The sequence below is a fragment of the Pseudarthrobacter sp. CCNWLW207 genome (genome assembly GCF_037203945.1).
Lineage (GTDB): Bacteria > Actinomycetota > Actinomycetes > Actinomycetales > Micrococcaceae > Arthrobacter.
Genome location: NZ_JBBCBS010000005.1, coordinates 253258 through 268023, shown reverse-complemented (window position 1 = coordinate 268023; position 14766 = coordinate 253258). Strand labels below are relative to the sequence as shown.

Annotated in this window: 8 protein-coding genes; 5 read left to right on the top strand and 3 right to left on the bottom strand. The window is 67.6% G+C overall.

What is annotated here, in order from left to right; genetic code table 11:
- Positions 1-87 precede the first annotated feature (87 nt).
- Genes V9L17_RS10970 through cydD form a run of 3 tightly spaced genes read left to right on the top strand, consistent with a single transcriptional unit; the run spans position 88 to position 6267 of the window.
- Positions 88-1692 (top strand): cytochrome ubiquinol oxidase subunit I, encoded by a 1605-nt coding sequence (locus V9L17_RS10970; protein ID WP_337351455.1) that lies wholly within the window; start codon positions 88-90, stop codon positions 1690-1692.
- Positions 1693-1710: 18 nt separating this feature from the next.
- Positions 1711-2757 (top strand): cytochrome d ubiquinol oxidase subunit II, encoded by a 1047-nt coding sequence (gene cydB / locus V9L17_RS10965; RefSeq protein WP_337351454.1) that lies wholly within the window; start codon positions 1711-1713, stop codon positions 2755-2757.
- 3 nt (positions 2758-2760) lie between these two features.
- Complete coding sequence (gene cydD, locus V9L17_RS10960; protein ID WP_337351453.1) at positions 2761-6267, top strand: thiol reductant ABC exporter subunit CydD; 3507 nt, start codon at positions 2761-2763, stop codon at positions 6265-6267.
- A gap of 2 nt (positions 6268-6269) precedes the next feature.
- Here the strand turns inward: cydD and V9L17_RS10955 are convergent, their stop codons facing one another.
- Positions 6270-7787, bottom strand: coding sequence for an FAD-dependent monooxygenase (locus V9L17_RS10955; RefSeq protein WP_337351452.1), 1518 nt, complete (start codon positions 7785-7787; stop codon positions 6270-6272).
- 164 nt (positions 7788-7951) lie between these two features.
- Here V9L17_RS10955 and V9L17_RS10950 point away from each other — a divergent pair, with 164 nt between their 5' ends.
- Positions 7952-8944 carry a GNAT family N-acetyltransferase gene (locus V9L17_RS10950; protein WP_337351451.1) on the top strand — a complete coding sequence of 331 codons (993 nt, stop codon included), beginning with the start codon at positions 7952-7954 and terminating at the stop codon, positions 8942-8944.
- A 6-nt stretch (positions 8945-8950) separates the two neighbouring features.
- Here V9L17_RS10950 and V9L17_RS10945 read toward each other — a convergent pair whose 3' ends face one another.
- Positions 8951-9469: a DinB family protein gene (locus tag V9L17_RS10945; protein WP_337351450.1), complete on the bottom strand. Its 519-nt coding sequence runs from the start codon at positions 9467-9469 to the stop codon at positions 8951-8953.
- 9 nt (positions 9470-9478) lie between these two features.
- Positions 9479-11986 (bottom strand): DNA gyrase/topoisomerase IV subunit A, encoded by a 2508-nt coding sequence (locus V9L17_RS10940; protein WP_337351449.1) that lies wholly within the window; start codon positions 11984-11986, stop codon positions 9479-9481.
- Between the two features lie 89 nt (positions 11987-12075).
- On the opposite strand from V9L17_RS10940, the gene V9L17_RS10935 reads away from it, so the two are divergent.
- On the top strand, positions 12076-14757 hold the full coding sequence (locus V9L17_RS10935; RefSeq protein ID WP_337351448.1) for a bifunctional acetate--CoA ligase family protein/GNAT family N-acetyltransferase: 2682 nt from the start codon (positions 12076-12078) through the stop codon (positions 14755-14757).
- Positions 14758-14766 lie beyond the last annotated feature (9 nt).

Sequence of the window (14766 nt, the reverse complement as noted above, 5' to 3'; positions counted from 1 at the left end):
GTGCCCCACGCATTGTTCTACACTCGGTAGAAGTCAAGTTCTACGGGACGTAGAAAAGTTGAGACCCCGACAACAGTAGGGACTGCCTTGGACGCCTTGGAAATCGCACGCTGGCAATTCGGCATCACCACGGTCTATCACTTCATGATGGTGCCGCTGACCATCGGGCTGGGTCTGGTGGTGGCCATCATGCAGACCATGTGGCACCGGACGGGCAAGCAGGAGTACCTGCGGATGACCAAGTTCTGGGGCAAGCTCTTCCTGATCAACTTCATCATGGGCGTTGCCACCGGCATCGTCCAGGAGTTCCAGTTCGGTATGGCCTGGAGCGAATACAGCCGCTTTGTGGGTGACGTGTTCGGCGCTCCGTTGGCTCTGGAGGCGCTCCTTGCCTTCTTTGTGGAGTCCACCTTCCTGGGGCTCTGGATCTTCGGGTGGAAGCAACTCAAGCCCGCCATCCATCTGGCCTGCCTGTGGATCGCGGTTGTTGGCTCGCTGTTCTCTGCCTACTTCATCATCGTGGCCAACAGCTGGATGCAGCACCCCGTGGGTGTCGAAATGATCGACGGCCGGCCGGTCATGACAGACGCCTGGGCCGTCTTTACCAACAACACGGCCCTGGTTGCCGTTCCGCACACCCTGATGGGCGCACTGGCGGTGGCCGGCGGCTTCCTGCTGGGTATCGCCTGGTACCACCTCTGGCGGCGCCGGCGCGACGGCGTAGACACCGTGGACGTAGACGGCAAGGTGGTTCCGGGCGAGGCCGCGATCCCCGGCCGTGACCGCACCGACCACACAGTCTGGATCCGCTCCCTCCGCATCGGCGCCGTCGTCGCGATGATCTCCTTCGCCGGCACCGCCCTCACCGGCGACCTGCAGGGCAAGCTCATGTTCGAGCAGCAGCCCATGAAAATGGCGGCCGCCGAGGCCGCCTGCCATGACGGCACCGGATTCTCGGTCCTGAGCGTCGGCAACCTCGGATCCGGCAACTGCGATGACATCGTGGCACTCATCGAGGTCCCGGGCATCCTGTCCTTCCTGGCGAAGGGCGACTTCACCACCGAAGTCAAGGGCGTCAACAGCCTCCTGGACCAGTACAAGGCCGACTATGGAACCAACTTGCCGGACAATCCGATTTACGGCGACCGCGCCGGCCAGGAGATCCAGTACGTCCCCGTCATGGAGGTCACCTACTGGGGATTCCGGATGATGATCGGGTTCGGCGGACTCGCCGCGCTTGCAGCCCTTGTGGCCCTGTGGGTGACCCGCAAGGGCACCGTACCCGCGTCCCCGTGGCTGATGCGCCTGGCCGTCTTTGGCATCCTGGCACCATTTGGCGCCAACGCCGCCGGCTGGATCTTCACCGAAATGGGCCGGCAGCCTTTCGTCGTGGCTCCCAACCCCGACCTGAACGGTATCGACCAGGTCTTTATGTTTACCGCAGCTGCCGTCTCCCCGGGAGTATCGGCCGGGGAACTGCTGACTTCGCTGGTGGTGCTCACCGCCGTCTACGCGCTCCTGCTGGTGGTGGAGGTCAAGCTGCTGGTCAAGTACATCCGCGGCGGCATCGCTTCAGCCATGCCTGAGCTGGCCCACGCGCCGGTGGACGAGAACGAGGACGCCACCCCTGGCGGCGAGGGTGGCCCCGGTTCCGGTAAGCCCGCGGACGATGTCCTGGCATTCGCCTACTAAGAGCAGAGGATACTTCGAATGGAACTGCTGCCCACTATTTGGTTCATCGCCATCGCGGTGCTGTGGACGGGATACCTCTTCCTGGAGGGTTTTGACCTCGGCGTGGGGATGCTGATGAAGCTCTTTGCCCGCAACAACACCGAACGCCGCGTGCTGCTCAACACCATCGGCCCGGTCTGGGACGGCAACGAGGTGTGGCTCCTGACCGCCGGGGGCGCAACGTTCGCGGCGTTCCCGCTGTGGTACGCCTCCCTGTTCTCAGCCCTGTACCTTCCGCTGCTGGTGGTGCTCGTGGCACTCATCTTCCGCGCCGTGGCTTTCGAGTACCGCGGCAAGGTGGACACCGAGAGCTGGCGCGCGCGCTGGGACTGGGCCATCGCCCTGGGTTCATTCCTGGCCGCTTTCGGGGTCGGGGCGGCCTTGGCACTCACCACGACGGGGCTGCCCCTGAACGCAAACGGCGACCGCGAAGGCGGGCCGTTCGCCTGGTTCAGCGGGTACGCCGTCCTGGGCGGGCTGGCGGTTGTCTGCTTCTCGCTGCTGCATGCCCTGGCCTTCCTGGCGCTGAAGACCGACGGCGATGTGCGGCACCGTGCGCGCAGCTGGTTCATCCGCCTGCTTCCTGTCTTGCTCCTGCCTCTGGCCGGATGGGCCCTCAGCGTCCAGGTCCTGTCCGGCAAGCCCTGGACCGTGGCCGCGGTGGCCGTTGCCGTAGTAGCCGCAGCAGTTGCCTGGTTCCTGGCCCGCAAGGGTGCGGAAGGACGGGCGTTCACCGCCCTCGGAGCCTTCCTGGTGCTGGGCAGCGCCTCGATCTTCGGCGCGGTGTTCCCTGTGGTCCTGCCCTCCACGCTCAGTCCGGAATTCAACCTCACTATTTCCAACGCCTCGTCCTCGGACTACACGCTGGGGCTGATGAGCATCGTGGCGGCGGTAGGGCTCCCTCTGGTCATCGCGTACCAGGCGTGGACTTACTGGGTCTTCCGCCGCCGCGTCAGCGCAGCCCACATCCCGGAAGCGCACAGCTTCCTCCCGGCAGTCGCCGCCAAAGCCTTTACCAAGGGCTGAGCCGTGCGCCCAGGCTTCCCCTCCGGCCCCGTTACCCGCTCAGCGATCTACTGGCTGGGATTCCTGGCGGCGCTGAAGGCGTTGTCCCTTGTCCTGATAGGGCAGGCGGTCGCCTCCATGCTTGCGGGCCTGGCCGCAGCGGACCCCGCATGGGCGGACGGACTCGGCTGGGGGATGGCCGGCGTCGTCCTGCGGTCCGTCACTGTCTGGGCGCAGGCGGTGGCTGCCCGCCGCGCCGCCCTCGGCGTCAAAGAGGAGCTGCGGTACGGGCTGCTCGCCCGGGCGCTGCGGAACGGGGCCCGCACAGCCGGACCTGCCGACGGCGGACTGGCCGTCCTGGCCACCCGCGGGCTGGATGCGCTGGACAGCTACTACACGCAGTTCCTTCCCGCACTGGTGAACTGCGCGGCCATTCCGCTGCTTCTCGGGGCCCGGATACTGTTCGCCGACTGGGTCAGCGCCGTGGTCATTGTCCTCACTGTCCCGCTGGTACCCCTCTTTATGGTCCTGATCGGCCGGTACACGGAGGACAACGTCCGGGCTGCCCAGGCCACCCTGTCCCGCCTTTCCGCGCACATGCTCGAGCTCGCCAAGGGCCTTCCTGTTCTGGTGGGGCTGGGACGCGCAACAGCCCAGCGCAAAGCCCTCGAGGAGATTTCCGAGGAGTACCGGTCCCGGACCATGGGGACATTGCGCACCGCGTTCCTCTCGGCACTGGCCCTGGAGCTCATCGCCACGATCTCCGTGGCAGTCGTGGCAGTCTTCATCGGCGTGCGCCTTGTCCACGGCGACATGCCGCTGGAGGCCGGCCTCCTGGCCCTGGTCCTCGCGCCGGACTGCTACCTCCCGCTCCGCGAACTGGGCACCGCACACCACGCCAGCGACGACGGCCGTGCGGCGCTCGCAGAAACGAGGGCGGTCACGTCGGCACCCGAGCCCCGGCCGCTGCCGGCCAGCGAGGCCAAGGGCGGGGCCGCGGCCGGGGGCGCGGAGTCCACGGGCCCTGAGGACGACGGCGATGCCGCGGCTGGTGCGGCAGCTGGCGGGGGAGTGAGCGTTACCGCACTCACGGTGACCTACGCGGGCAGGTCCGCGGCCGCCGTCGGGCCTCTCACCTTCACTGCGCCGTACGGACAGATCACCGCACTGGATGGCCCCAGCGGCACGGGGAAAAGCACCATTTTGGGCGTGCTGGCCGGGACGATCGGCGACGGTAACGGCACGGCCATCAGCGGCCGGCTTGCCGGCTTCGACCGGGACAGCGTGGCCTGGGTGCCGCAGCACCCGGTCATGGTGCAGGCAACGGTCCTCGACGAAGTGGCGCTGTACCTCGGTGGCGGAAGGAACGCAGCGGCCCCCGACGAAGCAACGGCCCGCGAATGCCTCGCCGCAGCCTCCGCAGGCCACCTTGCCCATAAACACCCGGCCGAACTGAGCCCGGGGGAGCTGCGCCGCGTGGCGCTGGCCCGTGGGCTGGCACGCGTCAGGTCCGGCGCTACGATGCTCCTGCTCGACGAACCCACGGCACACCTGGACAGCGCCTCGGCGGCGCAGGTGGAGGCTGCCATCCTGGCGCTTCGCGGGCGGATCACTGTCATCCTGGTGGCCCATGACGCCCGGACCCGGGCACTGGCGGACTATGTGGTGCCCGTGTCGTCCCAAGGCATCACGGCTGCTTCCGCGCCGGTCAACCGGGCGCCGGAAGGCGCGGAGGCCGTACTCCCGGCGGACAGCGACGGTGCCGCCGGCACGTCCGCAGCCGTGGCGGCAGCGGCCAGCGGAAGGTCCTGGCGGGACGGGGGCCGCGCTACGGGCCCACTGCTGGCCCGCCTCCTCGCGCCCGTCGCGGGGCAATTCACCGCAGCAGCTGTGGTGGGAACCTTGGCGGCACTTTTCGCCGCCGCCCTGTCCGGTCTCTCCGGCTGGCTGATTATCCGGGCGAGCGAACAGCCACCTATCCTGTACCTGCTCAGCGCCATCGTCGGTGTGCGGTTCTTCGGCATCGGCCGAGCCGTCCTTCGCTACTGGGAACGCCTCCTGGTACACGATGCGGTGTTCTCCACCCTTACGCGGCTCCGCGGCCGCCTGTGGGAGTCACTCAGCCGCCGCGCACTGTCCCTTCGGCGGCTCCTGCAGGGCGGCAACGTCCTGGGCTCGGTGGTCACCGACGTCGACACCGTCCGGGACTTGCTCCCGCGGGTGGTCCTGCCCCCTGTGACAGCGGCTGCAGTTGCTGCGGCGGCACTCACCGCGACTGGCCTGCTGGTGCCTGCAGCGCTTCCTGCCGTGGCGGCGGCCGCAGCCGCCAGCCTGGTCCTGGCCCCCGCGTCGGCGTTGTGGGCGGACCGGAAATCGGCGGCGGCGGAGCAAGACCTGCGCGACGGCGTGCTCCGACGAACGTCCGCGGCATTGGATGCCCGGGCCGAGCTCCATGCTAACGGCGTATCCTCCAGGGTGCTCCGGGGCCTCACCGCTGAGGACCGGGCAGCCACCAGGGCTTCCCAACGTTCCGCCTGGGCTGAAGGACTGGGACAGGCTGTGACCACAGCTGCCTGCGGGGTGGCCGCGCTGGCCGTCGCCGTCCTTGCAGCCCCCCAGGTGCTCGCCGGATCACTGGCGCCTGCCACGGCCGCCGTGATTGTCCTGCTGCAGTTAGCGCTGGTGGAACCTTACGCAGCCATGACGACGGCGGTCCGCCAGTTTCCAGCCTTCCGCGACGTCATGCGCAGGATCGGCCGTTCCGGCGCCCTCGAGGGCATGCCACCGGCATCCGACGCCGACACAGGAGCCACCGCCCACACAGCCGCCGACGGCGTCGTGCGGCGTGACGCCCGCGCCGCTGGGGCGCCGGGCCTGGAGCTTGAGGGAGTGGCAGCAGCCTGGCCCGGCGGGGACACCGTGTTCACCGGGCTGAGTGTTTCAGCGGCCCCCGGACGCTGGTTGGCAGTCACTGGGCCGTCCGGCGCCGGGAAATCCACGCTGTTGTCAGTGCTGCTTGGCTTCCTCCCGCCGGCCGCCGGCCAGGTCCGCGTGACCGGACGGGCTGCCTGGTGCCCCCAAGAGGCGCACCTGTTCGACTCCACGCTCCGCGGCAACCTGCTGCTGGGCCGCCCCGCTGCGGAAGAGCCGGACACAGCTGACCGTGAGATGGCAGCGGCCCTCGTTGCCGTAGGCCTCAGCCAACTTGTTTCGCGCCTCCCGGCAGGGCTGGACACCAGGATCGGGCCGGGAGGCTCGTTCCTCAGTGGCGGCGAGCGGCAGCGCCTGGCTGTTGCCCGGACACTGATGACCGGGGCCGAGGTCATCCTCCTGGACGAGCCGACGGCCCACCTGGACGCCGAAGCGGGACGGGCCATGCTGGCAGACCTGCGGTCCGGACTGGCGGACCGGACGGTCGTCCTGGTAACCCATAACCTGGCTGACATCCGCCCGGAGGACGACCTCCTGGACCTTGCCCAGCCGGAATTTCCCGGTGCGGTACAACGCCCGGGCATGGTGCCGGCGTCGTAACCCTATGCCGTGGCCGGCGCTCCGAACCAGGTGGCGAGCGCGTCTCCAAGGCCCTGCCGGCCGGGGCTTCCCACCCAGGCCACGTAGCCGTCGGGGCGGATCAGGACGGCAGTGGGGGCTGGGACCGGCCCAAGCGCCGGAAGCTCCCAGGCGCCCTCGTAGGTGGCGTCAACCAACTGGACCCGGTCCGGTCGCGGAACGGTGTCGAAGCCACCGGGCTCACCGAGGTTGAGCAGCACAGGCCGGGCATCGTGCAGTAAGGAGAATACCCGCAGCGGGCCGTCGGCAGTGGCGAGGTCGAGATCGGGCATGCGGCGTCCGAGCAGCGGGTGGCCCTCGCCGAGGTCGTAATGGATGTCCAGGCCGGACATCATGGCGGCGAAGTATCTCCGTGGCTCGTCCATGCCCAGCAGTTCGGCCACGGTGTCGCGCAGCGCCTCGATGCGGTCATCGACGCGCATGAGGGCGACCTGCGCCATGGTGTTGCGCAGGACGCGGGCAGCGACCGGGTGGCGCTCGGCATGGTAGGTATCAAGGAGGCTCTCCGGCGACGTTCCCTTGACCACCTGGGCCAGCTTCCAGCCCAGGTTCGCCGCATCCTGCACGCCGGTGTTCAGGCCCTGGCCTCCGACCGGGGAGTGCACGTGCGCCGCGTCGCCGGCCAGCAGGACCCTTCCCTGCCGGTAGGCAGCGGCCTGCCGGGTCATGTCGGTGAACCGGGAGATCCACGTCGGGCTGTGGACCCCGTAGTCGGTCCCGTAGACGGCGATGAGGCCCTCACTGAGATCGCGCAGGGTGGGCTCGCCCGTGCCGATGTGCGGCTCGGTCAGCACCACGCCCACGGTCCCACCTGGCTTGTAGATGACTTCTCCGTCCTTGATCTGGTATTCGACCTTGCCGAGGGCGTGCGTGCCGGAGGGTGTGCGGCGGATGCCCAGTTCAGGTTCTTCGGTCATCTCGACTTCGGCGCGCAGGGAACTCGTCGTCGGATCCCAGCCGGGAAAGTCGATACCCGCTGCTTTACGGACCAGGCTGCGTCCACCATCGCACCCGGCCAGGTACGCCGCCCGCAAGGACTGCCCGTCCGAGAGAGCAACGTTGACGCCGGCTGTGTCCTGCACAAAACCGGTCACCTCACGTCCCCGATAGAAAGTCACCGGCAGCTCGCCAACCCAACCGGCCAGGATGCGCTCGATGTGGTTCTGCCACAGGCCGAGCCCATAGTTGTGCCGGGTTGGAAAGTCACTCAGGTCCAGGCGGACCGAGGCGAAGCCCGCGACCTGGGCCACCTGCCCCTCAGCAAGGAACCGGTCGGCGATTCCACGCTGGTCGAAGATCTCGATCGTGCGCGCGTGCAAACCCCCGGCGCGCGAACCGGGGAGGTCCTGGCTGGCGCGCCGCTCGACAACGGCAACGTCGACCCCCGCCAACGCCAGCTCTGCCGCCAGCATCAGCCCGGTCGGACCTCCTCCGGTGATCACCACGGCGTGCTCCGCATTCCTCGACACACTTTCAGTCATAGTGCTGCCCCCGTTTCCCTGCGTATTGGCGTCCGGCGATTATGCGCCCTCCTTGGGGGCTTGCCGCAAGCCCCCAAGGAGGGCATACATTGGAAATGGAAGCGGTCTGCGGATCGGCTGGGAGGCTGGCTTCACGCGCAACATCCCTGGGTTAGCCTGTTCCAATGAACCAGGAACTCACAGTGGACTTTCCGGGGCTCCGGTGGCGGCCGGCAACAGCATCCGACGTACCGGCCTGGGCGGCCCTGATTGCGCGGACTGCCGCCGTGGAGAATCCCGTCTGGTTCGAGCGGGAGGCTGACCTGCAGCAACAGGTGGAATCCCGGAAAAACCCGCCAGCCGAGAACACGGTGCTGGGCCTGGATGACGACGGCGTTCCCCGGGCCTATGCGCGGATCTCCCGCAACCCGGGGGCTGGGAAAGCCCATGGCTTCGGCTGCGTGGACCCGGACTGGCAGCGCCGCGGGATAGGCAGGGCGCTGCTTGGCTGGCTGGAGGAACGCACCCGGCGACGTTTCGCCGCGGACCTTCCCGACGACGGAACCCGGCAAGTGCCATTGTTGAGGATTGGCACCGAAGAGCAGCACCACCACCAGGGAAGGCTGCTTGAGTCGTCGGGGTATGCCGTGGTCCGCTACTTCAATGAAATGCACCGGCCACTCAACCAGCCGTTGCCGGGGAACGTCCTCGGCAACGGCCTGGAACTGGCCGGCATGGTGCCGGGCCTCCACGAGCCGGTCCGCCTGGCGCACAACGACGCGTTCCGCGACCACTGGGGAAGCGAGCCGCGGGACGAGGAGTCCTGGAATTTCACGGTGAACCACCCGCAGGCCCGTCCCGACCTGAGCACGGTGGTCCTCGACAGCAGCACCGGGCAAGTGGCGGGCTACCAGCTGGCAAGCCACGACCCCGACATCGCCGTCCAACGCGGCATCCGCGAGGGGTATACGGAACTGCTCGGTGTCCGGCGCGAATACCGCGGGCGGGGGATCGCCCAGGCCCTCCTCGCCGACGCCATGCGCCGTTTCACCGACGCCGGCATGGACGTGGCCTCCCTGGACGTCGATTCGGAAAACCCCACGGGCGCGCTGGCCCTCTACACCAAGATGGGCTACCGGCCGGTCAACACCAGCATGGCGTGGGACAAAGAGGTTTAAGCCCGCTCAGCCGTCCACATCGTGGAGGTGGTGGACGACGTCGTGCAGGAAGTACTGCGCGAGTGTCAGTACCGTGAACTCCGAGCCGTTGCTGCGCAGGCCTTTACGGCCCCACTCTGCCTGCCTGACGCCGGCAAAGGACTCGGCGACCTGTTCGCCTTCCGCGGTCAGCTCTGCACTGACGACCGCCGGGTCGGCGTTCGCATAATCCTTCTCGACGGCGGTCTGGTCCTGGTCCCAGTTTTCGAACCGGGCGTCATCGGCGTCGAGCATGAGATTCAGCCGCTGGTCAAAGAGGGTGAAGACGTCGCGGACATGGCATGCGTACTCGAGCGGGGACCACGTGGCCTCGTCCGGGCGGTCGGCCACGTCAGGGCGGCGGAGCACTGCCCGCCACCGGGGAAGCATATTCTGCACCGTGCCGGGAACCGTGGCCGGTGTAACGGTGGAGGCGTCGAAGGAGCATTCCGGGCACGGCCGGGAAAGGACCCAGGTCCAGTCTTTGACATCGGGAACGATAACCATGGCAGCAGTCTAGGCCGGATCCGGCCAGGCCATGGCAGGACCCACCACATCAACTGGCTGGGACAGCGGGATGCCCGAACCATCCCGCCTGCCGTGCTCCTGCGGCAGGGAACGGGCCACGCCGGACGACGACGATGCCTTCGCCGGACCGTGTCCTGCCCAGCCAAGGAGCAGTGTGTCTTCACCCTTGAGGAACCGGTGCGCCCGGACCCCGGCGGTGGCGCGGCCCTTGGCAGGGTACTCGGCGAAAGCCGTCACCTTCGCTGCGCCGGGTGCCGTTCCGGGCAGCGCTCCGTTCGTTCCGGCGATGGTGACCACCACGGCGTCGTCGTCCCCGGGCGCCACCGCGCCGAAGAACACCACCTGGTCACCGGAAGCCAGTTTGATGCCGGCCATTCCGCCGGCCGTCCTGCCCTGCGGGCGGACCGTCCCGGCTCCGAAGCGGAGCAGTTGGGCCTGGCGGGTCAGGAATACCAGGTCCTCCTCCTCGGACGCGGCGGGCGCAACACCCACCACCTGGTCCTTATCCTTGAGGGCAATGATCTCCCAGTCCTCCCGGTTCAGGGGGTAATCGGGCTGGACGCGCTTCACCACGCCCTGGGCAGTGCCGACGGCCAGGACCTGGTCCAGGGGAGCGAATGCCACCAGGGATTCGCCCTTGAGCAAGGTGATGAACTCCCGGGCCTGGACTCCGCCGGCGAGGTTCGGCAGGCCGGACATCGGGGGCAGGACCGGCATGTCCATGACCTGCAGCCGAAGCATCCGTCCCTGCGACGTCACGGCGGCAATTTCTCCGCGGGCCGAGGTTTTGACGACCGACAAAAAGACGTCGTGCTTCGACCGCGGACCCGATTCCGCGAGCGGCTCCTGGTTGGACGTGCGGGCGATCTGCCCGGACGCCGTCAGGATCGCCCAGCAGGGATCATCGGCGATTTCCAGGGCCAGTGGCGCCGCCTTGCCCTTGCCATTGGGTGCAGCCAATGCAGCGGCCACCGTGGGGGAGACGGCCTCGGACTCAAGCAGCACGGTCCGCCGGGGCGTGCCGTACTTTTCGGCGATTTCGCCCAGTTCAGTGGAAACCAGTTCGCGCAGCCGCTCCTCGGAGCCGAGGATGGCCTCCAGTTCCGCGATCTCGCGGCGCAGTTCGTCCTGTTCCTTCTCCAGCTCGATCCGGGAGTACTTGGTCAGCTGGCGCAGCCGCAGCTCCAGGATGTAGTTGGCCTGGATCTCGGAGAGGTCGTAGATGGACATCAGCCGTACCCGGGCAGCCGCGGCTTCGTCGGAGGATCGGATGATCTGGATGACCTCGTCTATATCGACGATGGCCACCAGCAAGCCCTCCACCAGGTGCAGGCGGTCTTTCTTCTTGCCGAGCCGGAACACAGTGCGGCGGCGGACGACGTCGATCCGGTGCCCCACATAGACCGACAGCAACGCCACCAGGCCCAACGTCTGCGGCTGGCCGTCCACGAGGGTCACGTTGTTGATGCCGAAGGAGTCTTCCATCGGGGAGTACCGGTAGAGCTGCTGGAGCACGGCATTGGGGTTGAACCCGTTCTTGAGCTCGATGACCAGGCGCAGCCCGTGCTTTCGGTCGGTCAGGTCAACGATGTCGCTGATCCCGGTCAGCTTCTTGCCGTTGACGGCGTCCTTGATCTTCTCGATCACCTTTTCCGGCCCCACCATGTAGGGCAGTTCCGTGACCACCAGGCCCGTTCGCCGTGCGGAGAGCTGTTCAATCTCCACCTTCGCCCGGGTCTTGAACGATCCACGGCCGGTGGCGTAGGCATCGCGGATGCCGTCCAGGCCAACGATCCGGCCGCCCGTGGGAAGGTCCGGGCCGGGTACAAAACGCATCAGGTCATCCAGCGTGGCGTCAGGGTGGGCAATCAGGTGCCGCGCCGCGGAGATCACCTCCACGAGGTTGTGCGGGGCCATGTTGGTGGCCATCCCCACTGCGATGCCGGTGGCTCCGTTGACCAGCAGGTTCGGGAACGCGGCAGGAAGCACGTCTGGCTGGGTCAGCTGGTTGTCATAGTTGGGGACGAAATCCACCACGTCTTCGTCGAGGTGGTCCGTCAGGGTCAGCGCTGCCGCCGCGAGCCTGGCCTCGGTATACCGCGGGGCTGCCGGGCCGTCGTCGAGCGAGCCAAAGTTGCCGTGCCCGTCAATGAGGGGCAGGCGCAGCGAAAAGTCCTGGGCCATGCGAACCATGGCGTCGTAGATGGCGGTATCGCCGTGCGGGTGCAGCTTGCCCATCACCTCGCCCACAACACGGGCGCTCTTGACGTGGCCGCGGTCCGGGCGGAGGCCCATCTCGCTCATCATGTACAGGATCCGGCGCTGCACCGGCTTCAGGCCGTCGCGGGCGTCAGGCAGGGCCCGGGAGTAAATCACCGAATAGGCGTACTCCAGGAAGGAGCCTTCCATCTCGGACGTGACGTCGATGTCCACGATGTGCTCGGTGTAATCGGAGCTGGAATCCACTGCTGGGGCTGGACTTTGGCGGCGGGCCATGGGGCTGGTAAATCCTTCTGGGGTACTGGTCTTTGCACTGATTGGCGGCACCGGGGTGTGCCGCGGGAGTTTTTGGCTAGGCTAAGCCTATGGTGGATCAGCCCGGGGACGGCGTATATCCGGAATATTGGGAAGCCGATGTCGTCCTGCGGGACGGCGGAACAGCGCATCTGAGGCCCATCCATCCGGCCGATGCCGACGCCGTGCAGGCCTTCCATACAGGCCAGTCCCAGGACTCTATCTACATGCGTTTCTTTGCCTTCAAAGCCAGGCTCTCCAGCAAGGAGCTCAAGCGCTTCACGGAGGTGGACTACAAGGACCGGGTGGCGTTCGTGATCACCATCGGCGGCGAAATCATCGGGATCGGGCGCTACGACAGGCTTGATGACCCTACCGAGGCCGAGGTCGCCTTCAACATCGCCGACGCGCACCAGGGCCGGGGCATCGGCTCGATCCTGCTCGAACACCTCGCAGCTGCCGCCCAGGAAAACGGGATCCGCCGGTTCAGCGCCGAAGTGCTCCCGGAAAACCGGAAAATGCTGATGGTCTTCTCCGACGCCGGTTACGACGTCAAACGCCACTTCGACGACGGCGTGGTCAGCCTCGAGTTCAACATCGGGCCCACGGACAAGTCCCGGGCCGTGATGGAATCACGCGAGCACCGTGCCGAGGCGAGGAGCGTGCGCGACCTGCTGACGCCGTCGTCCATTGCCGTGGTCGGTGCCAGCCGCAAATGGGGGACCGTGGGCTACCAGCTGCTGGAGCACATCATCGAAGGCGGCTTCACCGGTCCCGTCTACGCCATCAATCCCGAAGCGCTGGAGCTCGCCGGCATGCTTTCCTTCGGCCGGATGGCCGAGGTACCCGGTCCGGTGCAGCTTGCGGTCATCGCCGTCCCGTATGAGGAAGTTTCCACCGTGGTGGACGAGTGTGCCGCTGCCGGCGTCAAGGGCGTGGTGGTCGCCTCTGCAGGCTTCGCGGACGACGGCGAACGTGGCCTCGCCCGGCAGCGCGAGCTTGTCCGGAAGGCGCGGGCGAACGGGATGCGCGTCATCGGCCCCGCGTCACTGGGCATCGTCAACACCCACCCGGACGTATCGCTGAACGCGTCCATGGCCCCCACCCTGCCGCGGCGCGGCGGCCTGGGCCTCTTCAGCCAGTCAGCCGCCATCGGGGTGTCACTCTACGCCGCGTCCAGCCGGCGGCGGATGGGCCTCTCCACCTTCCTGTCGGCAGGAAACCGGGCGGACGTCTCCGGGAACGACATGATGCAGTTCTGGGAGGCCGACGCCGACACCACCGCGGTGGCGCTCTACCTGGAATCGATCGGGAATCCCCGGAAGTTCTCCCGCCTGGCCCGGAGGCTTGCCCGCACCAAGCCGGTGATTGTGGCCAAGTCCGAGTCCATGGGCCTGCGCCTCCCGCCCGGGCACGCCGTCCGCACCACCCAGGCCCCTTCCGGAGCATTGGATGCCATGATGCGCCAGTCAGGCGTCATCAGGGTGGAGACCATCGAGCAGCTGATGGATGTGGCGCAGATCGTGGCGGGGCAGCCACTGCCGGCAGGCCCGGAACTGGCCATCCTCAGCAATTCGCAGGCATTGGGCAAAGTGGTGGCCGACAGTGCCATGGCCAATGGCCTGGGCGTGGGCTCCCTCGTAACCGGCCTGGACCTTGACGCCGGCATGTCCCTTGCCCTGCCTGCTCTCCGGCGCAGCCTCCAGGACACCCTGGCTTCGGAGCACGTCCACGCTGTTGTGGCGGCCCTCCTTCCGGCCCGGGGCCTCACCGTGGAGAACATCGCCGGGGTGCTGGCCGAATGTGCCGCTGAAGCCGGGAAACCCGTAGTGGCCGCATTCACGGGAATCCTGGACCCCTCCATCTATGTGGAAGGCATGGTGGGCGAGGCACCGGCCATACCGTGCTTTTCCAATCCCGGGGCGGCTGTGGCCGCGCTCGCCGCCGTGGTCAGGTATGCCGAATGGGTTGCGCGCGACCAAGGCCATTTCGTGGAACCCGTGGGATGCGATCCGGAGGGGGCGCGTGCAAGCCTGGATGAACTGCTCGCCGATGTCCACGGTGAGCAACTCAAACAGCTCAACCAGGCTGAAGCCGCTTCCCTTCTGGCTTATTACGGGATCCGAGTCCTGCCCTCCCTCGGATTTGAAACAGCTGACCAGGCCGTTGACGCCGCGGAGGCGCTGGGGTGGCCCGTAGCCGTCAAAACCACCGACCCCGGACTCCGGCACCGTCTTGACCTGGGCGGCGTGCGCCTGGACATCGAGGACGCCGAATCGCTGCGCCGGAACATCGAGCAGATGCGGCGCTCGCTGGCACCCTATGGCGCGCCCTCACTGGAGGTGCAGTCCATGGCACCCGTGGGACAGGCGTGCACCTTCCGGGCCATCGAGGACCCGCTGCTGGGCCCGGTGATCTCCTTCGGCCTGGCCGGCGACGCCGTCAACCTGCTGGACGACTGGGCCCACCGGGTGCCGCCGCTGTCCGCTGCCGACGTCAAAGACTTCATCCGCAGCCCCCGGGCGGCCCGCAAGCTCTTCGGCTACCAGGGCCTTCCCGCGGTGGATGTGGGAGCCCTGGAGGAACTCGCCGGCCGGGTGGCGTGGATGAAGGACAACCACCCGGAGATATCCCTCGTCGAATTCAACCCGGTGCTGTGCGGAACGCAGGGCGTGGCAATCCTTGCGGCGGACGTCCGGATCGGGAACGCGGCACAGCGTACGGACAGCGCCCGCCGTGCCATGCTGGGCTGACCGCAGTTA

What these genes read in the sequence shown, in the direction of transcription:
- cydB (WP_337351454.1), top strand. Translation starts at nt 1,711, where the DNA reads ATGGAACTGCTGCCCACTATTTGGTTCATCGCCATCGCGGTGCTGTGG.
- V9L17_RS10955 (WP_337351452.1), bottom strand. Translation starts at nt 7,787, where the DNA reads ATGACTGAAAGTGTGTCGAGGAATGCGGAGCACGCCGTGGTGATCACC.
- V9L17_RS10950 (WP_337351451.1), top strand. Translation starts at nt 7,952, where the DNA reads ATGAACCAGGAACTCACAGTGGACTTTCCGGGGCTCCGGTGGCGGCCG.
- V9L17_RS10945 (WP_337351450.1), bottom strand. Translation starts at nt 9,469, where the DNA reads ATGGTTATCGTTCCCGATGTCAAAGACTGGACCTGGGTCCTTTCCCGG.
- V9L17_RS10940 (WP_337351449.1), bottom strand. Translation starts at nt 11,986, where the DNA reads ATGGCCCGCCGCCAAAGTCCAGCCCCAGCAGTGGATTCCAGCTCCGAT.
- V9L17_RS10935 (WP_337351448.1), top strand. Translation starts at nt 12,076, where the DNA reads ATGGTGGATCAGCCCGGGGACGGCGTATATCCGGAATATTGGGAAGCC.